This window comes from Rhodopila sp. (assembly GCF_035548235.1).
GTDB lineage: Bacteria > Pseudomonadota > Alphaproteobacteria > Acetobacterales > Acetobacteraceae > Rhodopila.
Genome location: NZ_DASZTJ010000126.1, coordinates 1 through 19,076, shown reverse-complemented (window position 1 = coordinate 19,076; position 19,076 = coordinate 1). Strand labels below are relative to the sequence as shown.

General features: G+C 68.6%; 20 protein-coding genes. 7 read left to right on the top strand and 13 right to left on the bottom strand.

What is annotated here, in order from left to right; translation table 11 throughout:
• Positions 1 to 19 precede the first annotated feature (19 nt).
• Together proC and VHB27_RS10970 are read left to right on the top strand one after the other, a co-directional pair.
• The gene (proC, locus tag VHB27_RS10975) at positions 20 to 847 is read left to right on the top strand and encodes a pyrroline-5-carboxylate reductase (RefSeq protein WP_325600228.1); all 828 of its coding nucleotides are present in this window, start codon (positions 20 to 22) and stop codon (positions 845 to 847) included.
• Between the two features lie 30 nt (positions 848 to 877).
• Entirely contained in the window at positions 878 to 1,576 is a 699-nt protein-coding gene (locus tag VHB27_RS10970) for a TetR family transcriptional regulator (RefSeq protein ID WP_325600226.1), read from the top strand.
• A gap of 16 nt (positions 1,577 to 1,592) precedes the next feature.
• On the opposite strand, the gene VHB27_RS10965 is transcribed toward VHB27_RS10970, so the two are convergent.
• On the bottom strand, positions 1,593 to 2,225 hold the full coding sequence (locus tag VHB27_RS10965; protein WP_325600224.1) for a pyridoxamine 5'-phosphate oxidase family protein: 633 nt from the start codon (positions 2,223 to 2,225) through the stop codon (positions 1,593 to 1,595).
• 79 nt (positions 2,226 to 2,304) lie between these two features.
• Between VHB27_RS10965 and VHB27_RS10960 the strand changes: the two genes are divergently transcribed.
• Entirely contained in the window at positions 2,305 to 2,694 is a 390-nt protein-coding gene (locus tag VHB27_RS10960; RefSeq protein WP_325600222.1) for a nuclear transport factor 2 family protein, read from the top strand.
• Between the two features lie 42 nt (positions 2,695 to 2,736).
• Here VHB27_RS10960 and VHB27_RS10955 read toward each other — a convergent pair whose 3' ends face one another.
• The 7 genes from VHB27_RS10955 to VHB27_RS10925 all read right to left on the bottom strand — a co-directional run bounded on the left by VHB27_RS10955 (position 2,737) and on the right by VHB27_RS10925 (position 11,273).
• Positions 2,737 to 3,438, bottom strand: a complete 702-nt coding sequence (locus VHB27_RS10955; protein ID WP_325600221.1) for a pirin family protein — start codon at positions 3,436 to 3,438, stop codon at positions 2,737 to 2,739.
• Positions 3,439 to 3,651: 213 nt separating this feature from the next.
• A complete protein-coding gene (locus VHB27_RS10950) occupies positions 3,652 to 5,271 on the bottom strand; it encodes a flavin-containing monooxygenase (protein ID WP_325600220.1) in 1,620 nt (539 codons plus the stop codon).
• A 126-nt stretch (positions 5,272 to 5,397) separates the two neighbouring features.
• A complete protein-coding gene (locus VHB27_RS10945; protein ID WP_325600218.1) occupies positions 5,398 to 6,237 on the bottom strand; it encodes an oxygenase MpaB family protein in 840 nt (279 codons plus the stop codon).
• Positions 6,238 to 6,338: 101 nt separating this feature from the next.
• The gene (locus VHB27_RS10940) at positions 6,339 to 7,517 is read right to left on the bottom strand and encodes a pyridoxal-phosphate-dependent aminotransferase family protein (RefSeq protein ID WP_325600216.1); all 1,179 of its coding nucleotides are present in this window, start codon (positions 7,515 to 7,517) and stop codon (positions 6,339 to 6,341) included.
• Between the two features lie 160 nt (positions 7,518 to 7,677).
• The gene (locus VHB27_RS10935) at positions 7,678 to 8,136 is read right to left on the bottom strand and encodes a cupin domain-containing protein (RefSeq protein WP_325600214.1); all 459 of its coding nucleotides are present in this window, start codon (positions 8,134 to 8,136) and stop codon (positions 7,678 to 7,680) included.
• Between the two features lie 9 nt (positions 8,137 to 8,145).
• The gene (locus VHB27_RS10930; protein ID WP_325600212.1) at positions 8,146 to 9,225 is read right to left on the bottom strand and encodes a RuBisCO large subunit C-terminal-like domain-containing protein; all 1,080 of its coding nucleotides are present in this window, start codon (positions 9,223 to 9,225) and stop codon (positions 8,146 to 8,148) included.
• Complete coding sequence (locus tag VHB27_RS10925; protein WP_325600210.1) at positions 9,222 to 11,273, bottom strand: acetate--CoA ligase family protein; 2,052 nt, start codon at positions 11,271 to 11,273, stop codon at positions 9,222 to 9,224. Before VHB27_RS10925 ends, VHB27_RS10930 begins: the two co-directional genes overlap by 4 nt.
• 206 nt (positions 11,274 to 11,479) lie before the next feature.
• Between VHB27_RS10925 and VHB27_RS10920 the strand changes: the two genes are divergently transcribed.
• Positions 11,480 to 12,268, top strand: a complete 789-nt coding sequence (locus tag VHB27_RS10920) for an enoyl-CoA hydratase/isomerase family protein (RefSeq protein ID WP_325600208.1) — start codon at positions 11,480 to 11,482, stop codon at positions 12,266 to 12,268.
• A 10-nt stretch (positions 12,269 to 12,278) separates the two neighbouring features.
• Here the strand turns inward: VHB27_RS10920 and VHB27_RS10915 are convergent, their stop codons facing one another.
• Both VHB27_RS10915 and VHB27_RS10910 read right to left on the bottom strand, forming a co-directional pair.
• Positions 12,279 to 12,623: a Lin0512 family protein gene (locus VHB27_RS10915; protein WP_325600206.1), complete on the bottom strand. Its 345-nt coding sequence runs from the start codon at positions 12,621 to 12,623 to the stop codon at positions 12,279 to 12,281.
• A 4-nt stretch (positions 12,624 to 12,627) separates the two neighbouring features.
• Positions 12,628 to 12,978, bottom strand: coding sequence for a Lin0512 family protein (locus tag VHB27_RS10910; RefSeq protein ID WP_325600204.1), 351 nt, complete (start codon positions 12,976 to 12,978; stop codon positions 12,628 to 12,630).
• Between the two features lie 203 nt (positions 12,979 to 13,181).
• Between VHB27_RS10910 and VHB27_RS10905 the strand changes: the two genes are divergently transcribed.
• Together VHB27_RS10905 and VHB27_RS10900 are read left to right on the top strand one after the other, a co-directional pair.
• Positions 13,182 to 14,279 carry an LLM class flavin-dependent oxidoreductase gene (locus VHB27_RS10905; RefSeq protein ID WP_325600202.1) on the top strand — a complete coding sequence of 366 codons (1,098 nt, stop codon included), beginning with the start codon at positions 13,182 to 13,184 and terminating at the stop codon, positions 14,277 to 14,279.
• A 5-nt stretch (positions 14,280 to 14,284) separates the two neighbouring features.
• Positions 14,285 to 14,857: a peroxidase-related enzyme gene (locus VHB27_RS10900; RefSeq protein WP_325600200.1), complete on the top strand. Its 573-nt coding sequence runs from the start codon at positions 14,285 to 14,287 to the stop codon at positions 14,855 to 14,857.
• A gap of 9 nt (positions 14,858 to 14,866) precedes the next feature.
• Here VHB27_RS10900 and VHB27_RS10895 read toward each other — a convergent pair whose 3' ends face one another.
• Genes VHB27_RS10895 through efp form a run of 3 tightly spaced genes read right to left on the bottom strand, consistent with a single transcriptional unit; the run spans position 14,867 to position 16,806 of the window.
• Positions 14,867 to 15,388: an O-acetyl-ADP-ribose deacetylase gene (locus tag VHB27_RS10895; protein ID WP_325600198.1), complete on the bottom strand. Its 522-nt coding sequence runs from the start codon at positions 15,386 to 15,388 to the stop codon at positions 14,867 to 14,869.
• Positions 15,389 to 15,412: 24 nt separating this feature from the next.
• Positions 15,413 to 16,240, bottom strand: coding sequence for an inositol monophosphatase family protein (locus tag VHB27_RS10890; RefSeq protein ID WP_325600196.1), 828 nt, complete (start codon positions 16,238 to 16,240; stop codon positions 15,413 to 15,415).
• Positions 16,240 to 16,806, bottom strand: a complete 567-nt coding sequence (gene efp, locus VHB27_RS10885; protein WP_325600194.1) for an elongation factor P — start codon at positions 16,804 to 16,806, stop codon at positions 16,240 to 16,242. Before efp ends, VHB27_RS10890 begins: the two co-directional genes overlap by 1 nt.
• Before the next feature lie 152 nt (positions 16,807 to 16,958).
• Between efp and VHB27_RS10880 the strand changes: the two genes are divergently transcribed.
• Positions 16,959 to 19,076 (top strand): DUF4175 domain-containing protein (locus tag VHB27_RS10880; protein ID WP_325600192.1); only part of this gene is annotated, 2,118 nt, incomplete at its 3' end.

Here is a 19,076-nt window from a genome sequence, read left to right as displayed (position 1 = left end):
AATCTCCGGGGGAACCTCCATGACCGAAGCGACGACCACGGCCGGCCATATCCCGCCGATCCTGCTGATCGGCTGCGGCCGGATGGGCAGCGCGATGCTGGCCGGCTGGCGGGAGCAAGGCCTGGCGCCCTCGGTCGCCGTCGATCCGTCGCCCGCGGCCGCCGCCTTCGCCGGGCCGGACCTGGCCGTCGTCGCCGGGCCTGAAGCCATTGCGCCGGATTTCGTGCCCGCCGCCGTCGTCCTGGCGGTCAAGCCGCAGAACGCCGCCGAGACGCTGCCGGCTTACGCGCGCTTCACCGGCGGTTCGGTGTTCCTGTCGATCATGGCCGGCCGCACCATCGGCGGCATCGCCCGGCTGCTGGGGCCGGACGCGGCGATCGTGCGGGCGATGCCCAACACACCCGCGGCGATTCGCCAGGGCGTAACCGTGGCCTGCCCCGGCCAAGGGGTCGGCACCCCGCAGCGTGCCTTGTGCGACCGTCTGCTGCACGCGATCGGCACCGTCGCCTGGGTGGAGGACGAGGCGTTCCTGGACCCGGTCACCGCCGTCTCGGGCAGTGGTCCCGCCTATGTGTTCCTGCTGGCCGAACTCATGGAGCAGGCCGCACTCGAACAAGGCCTGCCGCCCGCGCTCGCCAGGCTGCTGGCGCGCCAGACGGTCGCGGGTTCCGGCGCCTTGCTCGCCGCCAGCGCCGAGGACGCCGCCGCCCTGCGCAAGGCCGTCACCAGCCCCGGCGGCACCACTGCGGCAGCGCTGTCGGTGATGATGAAATCCGATGCCTGGCCGCTGACGGTCTCCGAGGCGATCGCCGCGGCCACGCGCCGTTCACGCGAACTTGCCGGCTGAACGGGAAGTTGTGCATCCTATCTCTGTCCCATGACCGAATCGGATTTCGACTCCGCCCTGATAGCCGCCGCGCTTCGCCTCGCCGCCGAGGACGGCTGGCGGCGGATCAGCGTCGCTGCAGCCGCCCGCGCGGCCGGCCTGCCGCTGAACGAAGCACGGGCGCGCTTTCCGGGGCGCCACATGATCCTGCTGCGCTTCGGTGCGCTGGCGGACCAGGCGGCGCTGACGGACGCCCCGGCCGAAGGGCCTGTGCGCGATCGGCTGTTCGACCTGCTGATGCGTCGCTTCGACGCGTTCCAGGCGCATCGCGACGGCGTGATCGCGGTGATGCGGACGCTGCCGTTCGACCCGCCGCTGGCCCTGATGCTGGCCTGCGCGACGGAACGCAGCATGCGCTGGATGCTGGAAGCGGCCGGGATCGCGCTGGCCGGCCCGCGCGGCGACCTGACCGTGAAAGGCTGTGTCGGGGTGTGGCTGTGGACCTTGCGCGCTTGGGAACGGGACGCGTCCGAAGACCTGTCCGGCACGATGGCCGCGCTGGACACGGCGCTGCAGCGGGCGGAGCGGTTGGCCGGCTGGCTGGGCGGGGGCCCCAAGGGGGCGAAACCGCCGCCGGAGGCTGATGAAGGGGCCGGGGAAGCGAGCGGGGAAGCGAGCGAGGAAGGGTCGGAAGAGGGAACGAAAGAGGGTGCGGGCGACGACGCGCCTGACGCACCCTTGCCCGAGTAACGGCCTTTCCGGTCGATCAGTAAATCGTCGCCTTCAGCCGCTCGGGATACGCCTTGTCGTATGCCTCCCCATCCAGCGATCCCCGCGTGATCGCCGCCAGCATCGTCCCGGTGCTCGGCAGCGACCGGCGGTTGATCTGCTTGGCCGGATTCCACAGGTCGGACCGGACCAGGGCCTTCGGGCATTGGAAGTAGACGCTCTCGGCCGTCACCACGATCACGCTGCGGGGCAGCGTGCCGTTGATCGGAAACCGCCCGGTCAGCGATGGCGCCGTCGAGATGACCGCGCGGCCGTTGATCCGCAGCGTCTCACCCACGCCGGGGATCAGGAACAGCAGCGCCACCCGGTCGTCGCGCACGATGTTGCGCAGGCTGTCGATCCGGTTGTTGCCGCGCCGGTCGGGGATCAGCACGGTCTTCTCGTCGGGCACCTGGATGAAGCTGCCCACCGGATCGCCCCGCGGTGAGCAGTCCAGGCCCTCGGGGCCGACGGTCGCCAGCACCATGAACGGGCTCGCCTCGATCATCGCCCGGTAATGCGGGTGGATATAGTCGATCTCCTTGGCGAGCGCGGCCGGGTTGCGCTCCCCGTAAAGAGCGTCCAGCGCCGCCTCGTCACGAACGAGATGCTCGGTCCCGATCACATCCATCGCCAGCCGACTCCTGTGCCATTGCGTCTGCCGCCGCTATAGTCGCTCCGAACGCCGGCCAGCGGCAAGGAGGGAGACGATGTCCGCCAAGAACGAGATCCGGGAACTGCTCGCCCGCTACTGCTTCGCGCTCGATGAAGAGCGGTTCGACGACATGGCCGCCCTGTTCACCGAGGATGGCGTCTGGGAAACCGCGTTCGGCACCGGCAAGGGGCGGGACGGCATCGTCGCGCAGGCGCAATCCATCACGCAGCCGGACCGGCCGCGGCGGGTCCACCTGACCACCAACATCGTGATCGACAAGAAGGGGGACGACGCGGCGACCGTCCGTTCCAACTGGCTGCTGTTCGAGAACGGGCCGCTGGGCCCGAAGATCGGATCGGGCGGCGGCTATTACGACGAAGTCGCGAAGGTGGACGGGCGGTGGCTGTTCCGCCACCGCCGCATCGACCGTTTCATCAAGGCCTGAAGCACGACGACGTCGCTTTCGCCACGCCGTGCTTCATCGCGCTTAGTCAGCCACCTCGACCACCACCAGTTCCGTCGGTTCGGCTGCGGTGATGGTCACGCTGCGTTCCTGGCTGATGGCTACGCCGTCGCGCGCGCCGGCAGTCACGCCGTTCACGGTGACCGAACCGTTGACCGGCACCAGGTAGGCGGACCGGCCAGGGGCGAAGGCCAGCTCCGTCGTCTGCCCGGCAGCGAGCGTGCCGGCCAGCACGGCGGCGTCCGCGTTCAGCGGCAGCGCGTCGGAGCCATCGTCCTGCGGCCGGCCGCTGGCCAGCACCGACAGGCCATCGCCGCTGCGCGGGAAGCTGCGCGTGCCCCAACCCGGCGCGACGCCGCGGCGATCCGGCAGGATCCAGATCTGGAACAGCCGCGTGGGCACCGTCTCCAGATTGTATTCGGCGTGCATGATCCCGGTCCCGGCGTGCATCACCTGCACATCGCCGGCCTCGGTGCGGCCCTCGTTGCCAAGGTTGTCGCGGTGGGTGATCGCGCCCTGACGGATATAGGTGACGATCTCCATGTCACGATGCGGATGCGGATCGAACCCGGTGCCGGGCGCGACCTCGTCGTCGTTCCACACCCGCAGGCGGCCGAGGCCCATGCGGGCAGGATCATGGTAGCTGGCGAAGCTGAAGTGGTGGTGGGCGTTGAGCCATTCGTTGCGGAACGCGCCGAGGCTCGAGAAGGGACGAAGGTCGATCATGGGTCAGATTCCTGTCCTGTGTTGCGCGCCCAGTTGGGAACGGCGCGATCGCGGAACAAGGCCAGGGAGAGGGACGTATAGGTGGTATCGGCCCCTTGTGGAGCCGTCTCCTCGAGGCATGACGACTTCACGTTCGCTCGCTCATCATGCTTTCGGTATTGGTCTGATCGTGCGAGTCAGGCCCGTGGCGATCCCGCCTTCGGCCGTCGCGCTCTAGGCCAGTTCCAGCTCCTTGAACCCCGTCGCCGCCACCGCGTCGCAGCGCGCGCGGTACTCGGGTGCGCTGCCGGCATAGCGGGCGACGATGCGCACCTGCTTGCCCTCCACGTTCGAGTTGACCCCCGTCATCCAGGAGTTGACCTCGAACGTCAGCAGCCCCTCCGCCAGTGACTTGACGTGGTCGGTCCAGTCCTGGACCTGTTGCGCGGGCGCTTCGATCCGCTTGACGCCATGCGCCTTGGCATGGCCCAGCAGGTCGGACACCCATTCCACGTTGTGCTCGATGCTGCGGGGGATGTTGCCCAGCGCCATGTGCGGTCCCATCAGCATCATCATGTTGGGGAACCCGTCGACCATCACGCCCAGATAGGTCTCCGGCCCGGCCTTCCAGCGATCCTTCAATTTCACGCCGTCCACGCCCCGGATGTCGATCCGATCGAAACTGCCGGTGATCGCGTCGAAGCCGGTCGCATAGACGATGATGTCGAACGCGTATTGGGCGTCGGAGGTCTCGATCCCGGTTTCGGTGATGCGCCGGATCGGCGTCTCGTTGATATCGACCAGCGTGACGTTGGGCTGGTTGTAGACCTCGTAGTAGTGCGTCTCCATCGGCACGCGGCGGGTGCCGAAGCCGTGGTTCTTGGGGATCAGCTTCTCGGCCGTCACGGGGTCCTTGACCCGCTGCCTGATCTTGTTGGCAACGAAATCGCTGATCGCCTTGTTGGCCGCTCGATCGGTCAGGATGTCCTTGAAGTTGCCCACCCAGATGCCGAAGCCGGGCGACGCGTACAGCGCTTCCCAGAACGCCAGGCGCTCCTGTTCCGAGACCTCGAACGTCCCGCGCGGGTCGGTGGTGTGCAGGAAGCAGGAGAACGTCTCCTTGCACCGCTGGAACATCGCCGGGTAGTCGGCCCTGATCCGCTGCATCTCCTCCGGCGTGATCTTGCGGTTGTGCAGGGGCGTGCACCAGTTCGGCGTGCGCTGGAACACCGTCAACTGGCCGGCGGTCTTGGCGACCTCCTGGATCGTCTGCACGCCCGTCGCGCCGGTGCCGATGACGGCGACCCGCTTGCCCGCGAAGCTGACCGGTTGGTGCGGCCACTTATAGGTGTGGAACGCCTCGCCCTTGAAACTGTCCACGCCCGGAATGTTCGGCATCGTCGGCGCCGACAGCGGCCCGACCGCGGTGATCAGGAAGCGGCTCGTAAAACGCGCCCCGGTTTCCAGCGTGACCGTCCAGGTCGACGCCTTATCGTCCCACCACGCCGACGCGACGCGGCTGGAGAACTGGATATCGCGACGCAGGTCGAAGCGGTCGGCGACATGCTGCAGATACCGCAGCGTCTCCGGCTGCGGGGCGAAATGCTCCTGCCAGTCCCATTCCGCCAGCAGTTCCTGGGAGAAGGAATACTGGTAGGAATAGCTTTCGGAATCAAAACGGGCGCCGGGATAGCGGTTCCAGTACCAGGTGCCCCCGACATCGGTCCCGGCCTCGAACACCCGCGCCGTCATTCCCAGCTCGCGCAGCTTGATGAGCTGGTACATGCCGGAGATGCCGGCGCCGATGACGATGGCGTCGAAATGCGAGGCGGCGGGTTCGCGTATGTCGTCCATGACGTGCTCCTGTCGTCCGTTCGATCGCATGTTCCTACTGGTGAGTACGATCCGCGTCCAGTTGGTTTTAACCGGGGGCTGCCATGTGGGGCTGCGATGTGGGGCTGCGATGTGGGGCTGCCATGTTCAGCCAAACACCCATCGCATCGCCCGCGCCATCCCGGTGGTGCCGACCCGCACCAGCGGACGCCCGAACCCGGTGTCGGGCAACCCGTGCAGCCGCCGCGCCCAAGGGGGCAGCAGGTCGACGGCAGCCTGCATCGTCAGGCGCTGCGCCGGTTCGGCAAGCGGCGTGCGCGCCCGCTGGGTCAGCACCAGCCGCGCCACCTCCCGCGTGCGGGCGTCGCAGCGCAGCGCGGGGCGGGTGGCGGCCAGCAGCGCTTCGGCCTCGGCGCGGGAGCGGGGGACCGGCGCCGCGCCCAGCGCCTCGCCGATCCGCGCCATCTCCTGGAAATACTGGTCCTGCCGAACCGCCGGCATGTCGGGATCGGCATAGCGGACCCAGGCATCGAGGAAGCTCGTCGTCTCCGTCACATGGACCCAGGCGAGCAGCGCCGGGTCGGCCGCTCGGTACGACGTCCCGTCAGGCAGCGTGCCGGTCACGCGGTCATGGATCGTGCGCACGCGGGCAATGGCGGCCTCGGCGTCCTCGGGTCCGCCATAGGTGGTCGTGGCGATGAACCGAGCGGTGCGGCGCAGACGGCCGTGCATGTCGCTGCGGAAGTTGGAATGGTCCCAGACGCCCGCCAGCACCGCTGGATGCAGCATCTGCAGCAGCAGCCCGGCGATGCCGCCGACCATCATCGACGTGACGTCCCCATGCACCCGCCACGCGACCGCGTCCGGCCCGAACCAGCCGTCCGGGCGACGTCGCACCGGCGTCTCGCCGCGAGAGGCGTCGTTGAACAGCGCCACCACCTCCCGCGCCACGGCACGCCGCACCGGCTGGGTGAGGCGTTCGGCCAAGGTCTTTGCGGCGGGGCCGGACGGGTAGGGCATCAGTCCAGGATATTGGATCGCGGCGTTCGGCGCGCCACGTGTCAGGGAGCCACTTGTCCGCGCGCCATTCAGGCGTTTCCGGCCAAGTAGTCGATCGCCGCCTGCGTCCCGCCGGTCTTGTGCGGAATGCCGGCCGCCCGCAGCCCCATTTCCACCCCGCCCAGCGTGCCGATCAGTTGCAGGTCGCCGAAATCGCCGAGATGACCGATCCGGAACACCTTGTCCTTCAACGGTCCCAGACCGTTGCCCAGGCTCATGTTGAAGCGCTTCAGGATGGTGGCACGCAACGCGTCGGCGCTGTGGCCCTCGGGGACGCGGACCGCGGTCAGCGACGAGGAATAATGCCTCGGCTCCGCGCACTGGATCTCCAGCCCCCAGACCCTCACCGCTCGGCGGGTCGCCTCGGCGTGGCGGTCATGGCGGGCGAAGACGTTGTCCAGGCCTTCCTCCAGCAGCATCCCGACGGCGGCGTTCAGGCCGTAGAGCAGGTTGGTGGCGGGGGTGAAGGGGAAATACCCCGTCTCGTTCGCCGCCAGCATCGGCCGCCAGTCCCAGTAGCTGCGCGGCAGCTTGGCCGTCTCGGTGGCCTTCAGCGCCTTGGGGCTGATCGCATTGAACGATAGCCCCGGCGGCAGCATCAGCCCTTTCTGGGAGCCGGCGACGGTCACATCGACACCCCAGGCATCGTGCTTGTAGTCGATGCTGGCGAGCGAGGAGATCGTGTCGACCATCAGCAGCGCCGGGTGCTTCGCCTTGTCGATCGCCGCCCGCACCTCATCGATGCGCGAGGTACAGCCGGTCGAGGTCTCGTTGTGGACCACGCAGACCGCCTTGATCCGGTGGTCCCGGTCCTTCGCCAGCGCATCGCCGATCGCATCCGGGTCCGCGCCGCGACGCCAGTCGGTGTCGAGGAAGGTGGCGTCCAGGCCGAGACGGTCCGCCATCTCTTTCCACAGGGTGGCAAACCAGCCGGTGCGGCTCATGAGCACCGTGTCGCCGGGGGAGAGCGTGTTGGTCAGCGCGGCTTCCCACGCGCCGGTGCCGGACGCCGGGTAGATGACCACGGGTCCCTGGGTCTGGAAGATGCGGCGGAGATTGGCGAGGATGTCCTTGCCCAGTTCGCCGAATTCCGGGCCGCGGTGGTCCATGGTCGGGTTGTCGATGGCGCGCAGCACCCGGTCCGGGACGTTGGTGGGGCCGGGGATCTGCAGGAAGTGGCGGCCGGGGGCGTGTTTCGATGCGGGCATGACGGACCTCTCGGCGCAGGTGTTGACGGACAGGCGCCGGAGCCTCGCCGAAAAGGCGGAAGTCTTCAATGCAGCAGGGGCCGGGCCGCGGGAAACGGCGGTCCCGTGTCGCGTCGCCGGTCTGCCGGGGCCGGGCCGGTGACGAAATGGCAGGCTGGGGTCAGCCCTCCAGGAACCGCGCGATCGCCGGGCGCTCTTTCAATGCCGCCAGCTCTTCCTCCGACGGAAGTTGAGGTTTATCTCGTAGAACATTGACCATACACAAGAACCCCAGCGGCTCTCCCGCGGTTGCCCGGAACTGGTGCCACGCCAGCGACGGGATCGACACCAGGTCGAACGGCTTGACCGGCCGCACCTCGTCACCGACCAGGCACTGGCCGGACCCGCGCAGGATCATCACCGCATGGGCATGCTCGTGCCGCTCCAGCGTGGAATACCCGCCGGCGTCCATCTCGAAATACCGCAGTTCGCAGTTCAGGTCGTGCTCATGGAACAGCACCTGGCGGGAGATGTCCTTGAACGGCGCGCTGCCGTCCTGCTTGTAGGGCATGTAGGCGACCCCATCCCAGCGGAAGCCTGGCTGGACGGCGCGGAACGGGGGAGAGCCTTCGTGATCCATGACTGAGCCTTATGCGTAGCGATGCGCCGCGACGGCGGCGGTGAAAGCGGCGGCTTCCCGGGGAATGCGCTCACGCGCCAGCAACAGGTTTCCGCCAATCAACAGCATTGTGTCCGGACCGTAGAAATCAAGGATTTCCGGCGTGCGCTGCAAGGTCATGCCACCCGCGGGTACCGGCAGGGCGCCGAAGCGCCGGGCATTCGTCGCCAGGCGCAGGCAGGTCTCCGGCGAATAGCCGAAGCGCCCACCGTGACTGGGGAAGATGACGGCATCCGCCCCGAACAGGGGAAAAAGCTTTCCGATCAACAGGTCCGGCGCGATCCTTAATCCACCCATGCTCGGATGGGCGAAGATCGCCAGGTCTGGATAGGCCCGCGCCAGCGTCCGCACGGCCGAGACCCCCGACACCATCGGCGCCACCATCACGCAGGCCAGCCCCGCATCGCGCGCCAGCGCGGCGCGGGACCGCAACTGGTCCAGGTCCCCCGTCAGGCTGGGGATGTACTGCGTCGGATGCCCGGTCCGCCGCGCCGCCCGAGCGATGGCGGCCGCGCATTGGGTCACGCGCATGGCGAAACGGCTGTAATCCTGGTCCGCAAGCCCGTGATCGTCCTTGATGAAATCCAGCCCGCCCAGCGTCAGCCGCTCCGCCAGTTGTCCCAGCCGCTCCGGCGGCAGCCCCTGCGGCTTCAGCGCCGAGGCGGTCAAGGCGCGCTGTCCGACCGCCACGATGCGGCGCAAGTCCTCGATCCGATGGCGGGGACGCGCGAAGGAGGCGATCAGGGCCTCGGGCAGGTCGACATCCGCCAGGACCACGTCTTCCTGCAGCGAGGTATTGCCGAACAGCATGTTGAGAAGCTGGCCGGGATCGTCGCCGATCGTCGCCAGCGCCAGCCCGATGCGCACGGCGAACCGCCCGTGCCCAAGGTCGGCGATGTCCTCGACCGACCCGACGATGTCCCGCAGGACGGACGGTTCGTCGATCGCCTCCAGCGGCATCTCGACGCTCTGCTCGACGGCGATGCCTTTCGCCCGGGCGGCGATGTCGGCGGCGTCGGCGCGGACGTGGTAGGTGACGGATAGCCTCATGCGGTGGCCTTCGGTACGACCAGGGCGTCCACCGCGATGGCGCCGGCGGCGCCCAGGATCACCGGGTTGACATCGATCGCCTGCAACCGCTCGCCACAGGCCAGGGCGGCGGCTTGCAGGCCCATCAGCACGTCGACGAACGGCGCCAGCGAACCTGGGTGCTTCCAGCGCGGGCTGGACAGCACGCGACCCAGGCTGCCCGCGGCGACGGCCGCCTCGATCGCCGCGCGGCTCGACGGGATCGGCAGCGTCACGACGTCGTGCAGCGCCTCGGCGAAAATGCCGCCCAGGCCGGCGATCAGAACCAGGCCGACGCCTTCGGCGCGGGTGACGCCGGCGATCGCTTCCAGCTCGCCCCGGACCATCGCCTGCACGACGACGGTGCGGCATTTCACGGCGGCATAGGCTTCGGTGACGGCCGCCGCGTCCGCCAAGCCGACATGCACCAGGCCGAGGTCGCTCTTATGCGCCACGCCCTCGGCGACGCCTTTCAGCACCACCGGAAAGCCCAGGCGCTCCGCTGCAACGACGGCCTCGGCGGCGGCGGTGCATTCCGCCATCGGCACCGTGGGCACGCCGTACTCGGCCAGCAGCCGCAGGCTTTCGGGCTCCGTCAGCGCGCGGTCGGGCAGGGGGCTGGCGGTTGCCGGCGCCGGTTCGGCGACGTCGTCGGGCGGCGGGGTCAACAACGCGCCGATGCCTTCCAGCAGGATGTCCGTTTCGGTGAACACGTCGATCCCAAGCCGCGCATAGGTGGCGAGTTCGGTCTCGGGCAGGCCGCCGGGGGACACCAGCAGCAGCGGCCTGCCCGATGCCTCCCGCGCCGCGCCCATCGCCGCGCGGTACGGGTCGCCTTGCCAGGGGTTCATCGAATGCACCAGGGCCAGCGTCACCGACACGTCGGGATCGGTCATCAGCAGGGTCGGCACCTCGGCCGAACGGCGCATGCCGCCGAAAATGCCCAGGTCGAGAGGGTTGCCGATGCGCGAGAACATCTTGTGCGCGTCGATCGCCGCGATCGTTTCGGGTCGGAGGGGGGCGAGCGGGACGCCCAGCGCCTCGCACCGGTCGGCGATCAGCGACGCACCGGCGCCCGAGGTCGACAGCGCACCCAGCATGCCGGGGCAGCGGCCGTATTTGTCCAGCAACGCGGCGGCGGTCATGAAGCCTTCTAGCGTCTGCACCGTCGCCACGCCGCAGGCCTTGAACAGCGCGCGATAGGCGGCGTGGTCGCCCGCCATGCGGGAGGAATGGGCGACGGCGGCCGCCGCTCCGGCCTGCGATCCGCCGATCTTCAACGCCACCACGTGCTTGCCGGCCGCATGCGCCGCCAGTGCCAGGCGGCGGAACCGCGCGCCGTCGTCCAGGCTGTCGATCAGCAGCGCGATCACCCGCGTCGGCGCATGCGTCAGGCCGTATTCCATGTAGTCGAGGACGGACATGTCCGCCTCGTTCCCGGCCGAGGCGAACAGCGACAGCCCGGCGCCGAGTTTCGCCAACCGGCCGGCCATGGCGTCGAACAGTGCGCCGGAATGGGAGAAGATCGAGATCCCGCCTGCCGCCTGCCGCTTGGCGTGGGAGGTGTTGAAGCCGACGGACAGCGGAAGATGCGCATTGTAGATACCGTTGCAGTTCGGTCCGACGATCCGGATTCCCTCTTGCGCCGCGATCGCCTGCAGTTCCCGCTGCCGCTCCGCGCCGCCGGCGTCGAGGCTTTCGGCATAGCCGGCGGAGCCGACGATGACGGTCTTCATGCCGACCCGCGCGCAGTCGCGCACCGCCTGCACCGCTGCCTCGGCGGGGATGGCCAGGAAGGCGGTGTCGACGCCGGCGGGCAAGGCGGCGATGTCGGGCACGCAAGGGATGCCGTCGATCTGCCGGAGCCGGCGGCTGACGCCGTAGATGCCGCCCTTGAAGCCGGTGTTCCGGATATTGGTCAGCACGATGTAGCCATGCTTGGTGGTGTCGTCGGATGCCCCGATCACGGCCACGGCGCGGGGATGGAACAGGGAGTCCAACGCGTCCTGCGTGGCGGTCTGGGCGGGCATGGGTTCATCCTCCGGAGCGGTCGAACCGGGTTCGTTGCCGTCAACGCGCCGTGTGTCAACTCGCGCCATGCCCGGCGGGCAGGATGGCAAGGCTTTCCCGCCCGGTCCCGAGGCGCCCGCACGCGGCACGGCACGCGTCCGCCGGCGCGCCTGTCCGCCCCACCTGTTCTCTGTCAGACTGGACGGCCAACGAGAATGAGGAAACCATGGCCGACACCGCCCCCATCCTGCTGTCTGAAACGCGCGGGCACATCCTGCTGCTGACCATCAACCGGCCGGATCGGATGAACTCCATTTCCCCCGACCTGTCGGAGGCGCTGGTCCGTGCCTTCGTGGAGGCCAGCGCCGACCCGGACGTCCGCTGCATCGTGCTGACGGCGGTCGGCGACCGGGCGTTCTGCGCCGGGGCCGACCTGAAGGCGCGGGCGCAGGAGGACAAGGAGGGCAAGCCGTTCCAGCCCTTGCTGTCGCGGGCGGAGCGCTATGTGTTCGAAGCGGTCTATGAAACCATCAAGCCGACCATCGCCGCCTTGAACGGCCCTGCGGTCGCCGGCGGATTCGAGCTTGCACTGGCCTGCGACCTGCGGGTCGCGGCGGAACACGTCACGCTGGGCCTGCCGGAAGCCAAGCGCGGCAAGGGGGCGCATTTCGCCAACGTCATGCTGCCGCGCGTGGTGCCGTCGGCGATCGCGTTCGAGATGCTGTATCTCGGCGAATATATCAGCGCCGAGGACGGCCGCCGCTGGGGCCTGGTCAACCGCGTGGTGCCACGCGGCGAAGCCCTGGCCGAAGCCCTGTGCATGGCCGAGGCGATCTGCGAGAACGCGCCGGTGTCCCTGCGCCGGATGAAGGAGACGGCCATCCGCTCCAACGGCCTGCCGGTGCCGGCGGCGCTGCGGCTGAACGAGGGGATCAGCCCGTATAGCAGCGAGGACCGCGTGGAGGGCGTCGCGGCGTTCGTGGAGAAGCGGAAGCCGGTGTGGCGGGGGCGGTGAGGCCGGCGATCTAAGGCAGATCCAACCTGACCGCGACGGCCGCCGAGGCGATGACCGCGTTGTCGCCTCGCTCCCGGTCGATGACGTCGAGGCCGCCCTTGACCGCCCGCACCGTTACGATGCCGTGGGGCAGGGAGGCCTTCACCGCCTCGGTATCGACCTTCTCGGGCTGCTGGACGCCGATCGTCACCTCGACATGCATCTGCGTTTTGGAATCGATGCCCAGGGACCGCAGCATCGATAGCGACGAATGGTGCAGGGCGTCCTGCACGGCGCGCAGGGCCGCTTTCGTGTAGTCTCCGCCATGCAGGTCGTTCCCGGCGCCAAGCTCCAGGATCACGCGCTTCCGGGCCATGGTGCTACGCCGCCTCCTTGATATCGAGCCAGACCACCGCTGCCGCGTGCGCCAGCAGCGTCGAGCTTGTGCGTTGGTCGTTCCAGATTTCCAGCCCGCCCTCGACGCAGGTGACCGTGCCGGTGCCATGCGGCAGGATCGCCAGCACGGCCTGCTTGTCCACCTTCTCGGGATGCGGAACGCCGATCGTCACTTCGACCTGCATTGAGTCGGTGTCGAGACCGAGGGCGGCGGCAATGTTCAGGGAGTTGTGCCAGAGGGCGTCGCGCAGGGCGCGGACAGCGGCCTTGGTGGGATCGGCGCCGCGGATGTCGGTGCCCATCCCGATCTCCAGCACCATGCGTTTCAAGGCCATCGCGGTCGGTCCTCCTGTCCCGTTTTGCCCGATCGTGGCCGACGGACCGCCCGTCGTCCAGTCGCCGCCGATCCTGGCGGGGGTAAGCCGCCCGGTTGCGGCGCGGGGCTGGTCGCCGGTCGCGGCGCGGGCCTGGTCGCCGGTTGCGGCGCGGGCCAGGGCGTGGGACCGTGGCGGCAAGCACGATAAGATCGGAGGACGCCATGGACGTCGGTTTGCAAATGGTCTGCGCCAGCTACGGTTGGACGAACGTCTCGGACAAGCAGGTCTGGGAGGAGGAGATCAAGCTCGCCCGCCTCGCCGCGGATTCCGGCTTCGACGTGCTGTGGGCGGTGGAGCATCACTTCAACGACTACTCCTTCTGTCCCGACAACCTGCAGCTGATGACCTATCTCGCCGCCGTGTGCCCGAACGTCGACCTGGGCACCGCGGCGGTCATCCTGCCGTGGAACGATCCGCTGCGCGTGGCGGAACGGGCGATCGTCGTCGACCTGCTGTCCAACGGCCGCCTGCGCCTCGGCATGGGACGCGGCCTCGCGCGGCGCGAATTCCATGCGTTCCGCGGAACGATGGACGAATCGCGCGAACGCTTCGACGAAGCCGCGGCGATGATCGTGAATGCGCTGCGGACCGGATACATCGAAGGCGACGGCAAGTTCTACAAGCAGCCGAGGACGGAGCTGCGGCCGCGGCCGGTGAAGCCGATCGACGGACGTGTCTACGCGGTGGCGTCATCGGACGACTCGGTCGTCTCGGCGGCGAAGCTGAATGCGCGGATGGTGATGTTCGCCGACCGGCCCTGGCCGATGCGCATGGGTGCGATCAACAAGCATCGTGCGCTGATCAAGGAACTGCACGGCGGACCGGAACTGCCGCCGCTGCTGGCGGACTTCTGCGTCTGCACGCCGACCATGGACGGTGCCGAGGACTACGCCCGTCAATACATGGGCAAGTTCGTCGAAAGCAATTTCTATCATTACGAACTGCTCGGCGAGCATTTCAGCCAGGTCAAAGGCTACGACGCCTATGCCCAGAAGATCGCGCTGGCGAAGGAGATCGGCATGGACGGGATCGTCAGCGCCTTCATGCAGGCCGCCGTCTGGGGCACGCCCGATCATATCCTGAAGATGTTCGAGGAGCGCCGCGCGATCGTCGGCGATTTCGAGCTTGCCACATCGTTCCGGTTCGGCGGCACGCCGTACGATTTCGCCGAACGGGGCCTGAAACTCTATGCGAAGGAGGTTTTGCCGGTGCTGCACAGTTGGAAGAACGGGTCCGTCACGGCGAAAGCGGCGGAGTAGGGACGATGCCGCAACCTGACCGCGTCTCCGCCCTGGGGGTGCCCGATCCCGCCGGCCTCGACGACGACCTCAAGGCGATCTGGGCGAAATGCGTCGAGAAGCTTGGTTTCGTTCCCAACGTCTTCAATACGTACAGCCTGAAGCCGCAGCGCCTGCGCAACTTCATGCAGATGTACAACGAGATCATGCTGTCGCCGTCAGGCCTGTCGAAGCTGGAGCGGGAGATGGTGGCCGTCGTCGTGTCATCGGCGAACCGCTGCTACTACTGCCTGGTCGCGCATGGCGCCGCGGTGCGGGCGCTGTCGGGCGATCCCGAACTGGGGGAGATGATGGCGTTGAACTACCGCGTGGCGACGCTGGATGCGCGGCAGCGGGCGATGCTGGATTTCGCCTGGAAACTGACGACGGCGCCGAACCTGGTGGACGACGCAGACCGCGACGGACTGAAGGCGGCCGGGTTGACGCCGGAGGACATCTTCGACCTGTCGGAGACGGTCGCGTTCTTCAACCTGTCGAACCGGATGGCCTCAGCGACGGATATGATGCCGAACCGGGAGTATCACAGGCAGACGCGGTAGGGGTACCCCCTAAAAGGCAGTGCGGAACGCCGCTTCGACCTCGCCGCTGAAGCAGGCGAAGACGACCTGTTCGATCGAAGCATCGGTCTCGAGGAAGGTCCGCGTGGTGCCGACAGCGATACTGGCCGCCTCGGTCAGCGGATAGCCATAGATCCCGCAACTGATCGCCGGGAACGCGATCGTGCGGACCCCGTGCGCCACGGCCAGCCCCAGGCTGTTGCGGTACGCGGACGCCAGCAGTGCGGGCTCCCCATGCTGCCCGTCACGGTAGCGTGGCCCCACCGCGTGGATCACGTGCCGAGCAGGCAGGCGGTAGCCGCGCGTGATGCGCGCCTCGCCGGTCGGACACCCGCCCAGGGTACGGCATTCGGCCAGAAGTTCCGGTCCGGCGGCGCGGTGGATGGCGCCGTCGACGCCTCCGCCACCCAGCAGCGACTGGTTGGCGGCGTTCACGATGGCATCCACCGGAAGCGTGGTGATGTCCGCCTGGCGGATGGCAATGCGGTCCCGAAGGATGCGGTCCTGAACCATGCGGCAGCCTCCTGGTCCGGAGTGTCAGGCCGACGCGGGGATCCCCTCGGCCACGATCGGACGAAGCTTGGCGTGCAGATGCGGGTTCCCGGCGACGATATTGCCGGTCTCCAGCGGGTTTCCGTCGCCGACATCGGTGACGTAACCCCCGGCCTCACGCACGATCAAGAGGCCCGCGGCGATGTCCCAGGGCTTGATCCCCAGCTCCCAATAGCCGTCGAACCGGCCGTGCGCGACCCAGGCCAGGTCCAGCGCCGCCGCGCCAAAGCGCCGCACGCCGGCGACCTGCGGCATCAGCGTCGCCAGTGTGCGGCTGAATGCATTGCGCCGGGCGGTGCTGACGGCTGCGAACGGGATGCCGGTGGCGAACACCGCGTCGGACATCTCCCGCCGGGCCGACACGCGCAGCCGCCGTTCGTTCATGAACGCGCCGGCGCCTTTCTCGGCCCAGAACATCTCGTCGGCCGCCGGCGCGTAGATCAGTCCGGCCTGGATTTCCGAGCTGCCATCCGGCTGGCGGCGTTCCAGGCCGATGCTGATCGCCCAGTGCGGCATGCCGTGCAGGAAGTTGGTCGTCCCGTCCAGCGGGTCGACGATCCAGCGCCAGGTCCAGTTCTCGGACCCTGACGCCCCGGACTCCTCCATCAGGAACGCATAGCCGGGCCGCGCCTTCACCAGGTCCTCGCGCAGCATCTGCTCAGCGCGGAGATCGGCCTGGGAGACGAAGTCGGACGGGCCCTTGATGCTGACCTGGAGTTGCTCGACCTCGGCGAAATCGCGCAGCAGGCGCTTGCCCGCCCGCTGCGCTGCGTTCGCCATCACCGTCAGGTGCGGGGAAAGACGGAAGGCCATCAGCCCTTCGCACGCTCCACGTAAGAGGCATCCTCGGTGCGCACCACGATGCGCTCCCCGGCCTCGATGAACGGCGGCACCTGGGTCTTCACCCCGTTGGACAGCTTGGCAGGCTTATAGGAGGAGGACGCGGTCTGGCCTTTCACCACCGGATCGGCCTCAACGACTTCCAGCACCACGGTCTGCGGCAGGTGGATCGCCACCGGCTCACCTTCCACCAGGTCGACGGTCAGCGTCATCTGGTCCTGCAGGAACGGCGCGGCGTCGCCCATCAGCTCCGCCGGGACATGCGCTTCCTCGAAGGTCTCAGGGTCCATCAGCACCAGGTTGGAGCCGTCGGAGTAGGAATAGGTGTATTCCTTTTCCTCGGTCGTCAGCCGCTCCACCGTGTCGGCGGTGCGCCAGCGCTCGTTCGTCTTGTTGCCGGTCTTGAGGTTGCGCATTTCGACCTGGATGAACGCGCCGCCCTTGCCGGGGGTGATGATCTGCTGCTTCAGGACCGTCCAGCGGGCGCCGTCATGTTCGATCACCTGGCCGGCGCGGATCAAGTTCGCCTGCTGCTTCATGGGTTGCTTCGTCCGAAGATGGGAAAGTGCGGGCTTCTAGACCGTGATGGCCCCAGCGGCAAGGTTAACGGCAAGGTTAGCGGCGGATGAAGCTGTGGCGATCCATTTTGCGGTGCCATATAGTGAACGGAAGGACAGGAGATATCGCGCGCATGCAGGACCACGCGTTCCCGATGCGGCGTCTTGCGAACCGCCGCCACTTGGCGCGTGCGGTGCTGGTGTTCGAGGCGGTGTGGCGCGCGATCTGGCCCGCCTGGATGGTCGTCGGCGCGATGCTGTGCCTCGCGCTGCTGAACGTCCTGCCGATGCTGGGGGGCTGGCTCCACGCCGGTGTCCTGGCCGTGGCGGGGATCGCCTTTATTGTGCTGCTGACGCGCGGCCTGCTGCGCATGCGGCTTCCCGATGCCGCCGCCGTCGACCGCCGGCTGGAGACGCAGTCGGGCCTGCGCCACCGACCTTTGGCCGTCACGATGGACCAGCCGGCCATCGCCGATCCGTTCGCCGAAGCGCTCTGGCAGGCGCATAAGGACCGGACGCTGGGCGCCATCCGCGCGCTGCGGGTCGGCGCGCCGCGTCCCGGCCTGCCCGCGCGCGACCGGCGCGGCTTGCGCTTCGCGCTAGGGCTGTGCGTGCTGGCGGCGCTCGCGATCGCCAATGTGGACGCTCCCTATCGGATCGCGGCGGCGCTGAACCCGGCGATGCCGGTCTCCGCCGCCTCGCCCGCCGTCGAGATGCAGGCCTGGATCACGCCGCCGGCCTATACGGGGGTCGCACCCATCTTCCTGCGAAAGGACGGGCCTGTCCCGCCGGTCCCGATCGGGTCGCACCTGACCGTCAATGTATCCGGGTCCGACGCCACGCCCGCGTTGACGCTGGGCGAGCATGCGATCGCGTTCAAGGCGTTGGACAGCGGCAGCTTCCAGGCGGATGACGAGCTGAAGCGGGGCGGCGTGCTGTCGGTCCGCAGCCGGGGATCGGTGCTGGGATCGTGGCCGCTGACGATTGTCGCCGATCAGCCGCCCAAAGCCGCGTGGGGGCCTCATCCCGGCGCTCGGGAGGCTGAACAGCGCCTGCGCCTGCCTTGGGAGGTGTCGGACGATTACGGCGTGACCAACCTGCAGGCCGAGTTGCGCCTGGCGGACCGGCCGGACGCGCCGCCCGTGATCGTGCCGATCCCGCTGCCCGGCGGCGCGCCGAAAGAGGCGCACGGGGTGAACGAGCCTGACCTGACCGCCCATCCCTGGGCCGGCCTGCCGGTCATCGCCCGGCTGATCGCGCGCGACGCCGGCAACCAGACCGGCGCCAGCGCCGACGTCGGTCTCCGCCTGCCCGAGCGGCCGTTCCACAACCCGATCGCACGGGCGCTGATCGCCGCGCGCAAGACGCTGAGCCAGCACCCTGACGACCGGACCGAAGCGCTGACGATCCTCGACGGGCTGCTGCAACAGGTCGAACCCTTTGCCAACGATCCGGGCGGCTATTCGGTGCTGTCCACTATCTACTACGACCTGGTGCGCAACCACGCGGACGCCGCGGTGCCGGAAAGCCAGGACCTGATGTGGCAACTGGCGCTGAGCCTGGAGGAAGGACAGGCCGCCCGCACCGCCCGTGCGCTGGAGGAAGCCCGGCAGCGCGCGCGCGATGCGCTGCAGCAGGCCCAGCACGCCCCGAGTGACGAGGCACGCAAGAAGCTGGAGCAGCGGCTGGAAGAGCTGAAGCAGGCGATCGACCGCCATATCGCGGCATTGCTCAAGCAATTGCTCGAGCACAACGACATCCTGCAGCCGGACCAGAATACCTTGCAGCTCAGCAATCGCGACCTCGACCGTATGGCGAACGAGGCGCAGCAGGCCGCGCGCGAGGGACGGCTGGACGAGGCGCAGCGCGACATGAACCAGCTCGAACAACTGCTCGACCGGCTGCGTTCGGCGCATCCCGCGTCACGCAACGCCGAGGCCAACAGCCGGCGGCAGCAGGGGCGCAACCAGACCAGCGCGGTGCAGGAGATGATCGCGCGGGAAGGCGGCTTGCTCGACCGCGCGCAGCAGCGGGGCGCGCCGGACCGGCCGGGTGATCCGAACGCCGAACGGCAAGCCGACGCGAAGGTGCAGGAGGCGCTGCGGCGGGCCCTGGGTGAGCTGATGCAGGAATTCAGCGACCTCACGGGGCAGGTGTCTCCCAACCTGGGGGATGCCGACCAGGCGATGCGCGACGCGCAGACGGCGCTGAACCAGGGGAATGACGCCCAGGCTGGCGCGGCGCAGCAGGGC

Coding starts and splice junctions, on each gene's coding strand:
- proC (WP_325600228.1), top strand. CDS start 20: ATGACCGAAGCGACGACCACGGCCGGCCATATCCCGCCGATCCTGCTG.
- VHB27_RS10970 (WP_325600226.1), top strand. CDS start 878: ATGACCGAATCGGATTTCGACTCCGCCCTGATAGCCGCCGCGCTTCGC.
- VHB27_RS10965 (WP_325600224.1), bottom strand. CDS start 2,225: ATGGATGTGATCGGGACCGAGCATCTCGTTCGTGACGAGGCGGCGCTG.
- VHB27_RS10960 (WP_325600222.1), top strand. CDS start 2,305: ATGTCCGCCAAGAACGAGATCCGGGAACTGCTCGCCCGCTACTGCTTC.
- VHB27_RS10955 (WP_325600221.1), bottom strand. CDS start 3,438: ATGATCGACCTTCGTCCCTTCTCGAGCCTCGGCGCGTTCCGCAACGAA.
- VHB27_RS10950 (WP_325600220.1), bottom strand. CDS start 5,271: ATGGACGACATACGCGAACCCGCCGCCTCGCATTTCGACGCCATCGTC.
- VHB27_RS10940 (WP_325600216.1), bottom strand. CDS start 7,517: ATGCCCGCATCGAAACACGCCCCCGGCCGCCACTTCCTGCAGATCCCC.
- VHB27_RS10935 (WP_325600214.1), bottom strand. CDS start 8,136: ATGGATCACGAAGGCTCTCCCCCGTTCCGCGCCGTCCAGCCAGGCTTC.
- VHB27_RS10930 (WP_325600212.1), bottom strand. CDS start 9,225: ATGAGGCTATCCGTCACCTACCACGTCCGCGCCGACGCCGCCGACATC.
- VHB27_RS10925 (WP_325600210.1), bottom strand. CDS start 11,273: ATGCCCGCCCAGACCGCCACGCAGGACGCGTTGGACTCCCTGTTCCAT.
- VHB27_RS10920 (WP_325600208.1), top strand. CDS start 11,480: ATGGCCGACACCGCCCCCATCCTGCTGTCTGAAACGCGCGGGCACATC.
- VHB27_RS10915 (WP_325600206.1), bottom strand. CDS start 12,623: ATGGCCCGGAAGCGCGTGATCCTGGAGCTTGGCGCCGGGAACGACCTG.
- VHB27_RS10910 (WP_325600204.1), bottom strand. CDS start 12,978: ATGGCCTTGAAACGCATGGTGCTGGAGATCGGGATGGGCACCGACATC.
- VHB27_RS10905 (WP_325600202.1), top strand. CDS start 13,182: ATGGACGTCGGTTTGCAAATGGTCTGCGCCAGCTACGGTTGGACGAAC.
- VHB27_RS10900 (WP_325600200.1), top strand. CDS start 14,285: ATGCCGCAACCTGACCGCGTCTCCGCCCTGGGGGTGCCCGATCCCGCC.
- VHB27_RS10895 (WP_325600198.1), bottom strand. CDS start 15,388: ATGGTTCAGGACCGCATCCTTCGGGACCGCATTGCCATCCGCCAGGCG.
- VHB27_RS10890 (WP_325600196.1), bottom strand. CDS start 16,240: ATGGCCTTCCGTCTTTCCCCGCACCTGACGGTGATGGCGAACGCAGCG.
- efp (WP_325600194.1), bottom strand. CDS start 16,806: ATGAAGCAGCAGGCGAACTTGATCCGCGCCGGCCAGGTGATCGAACAT.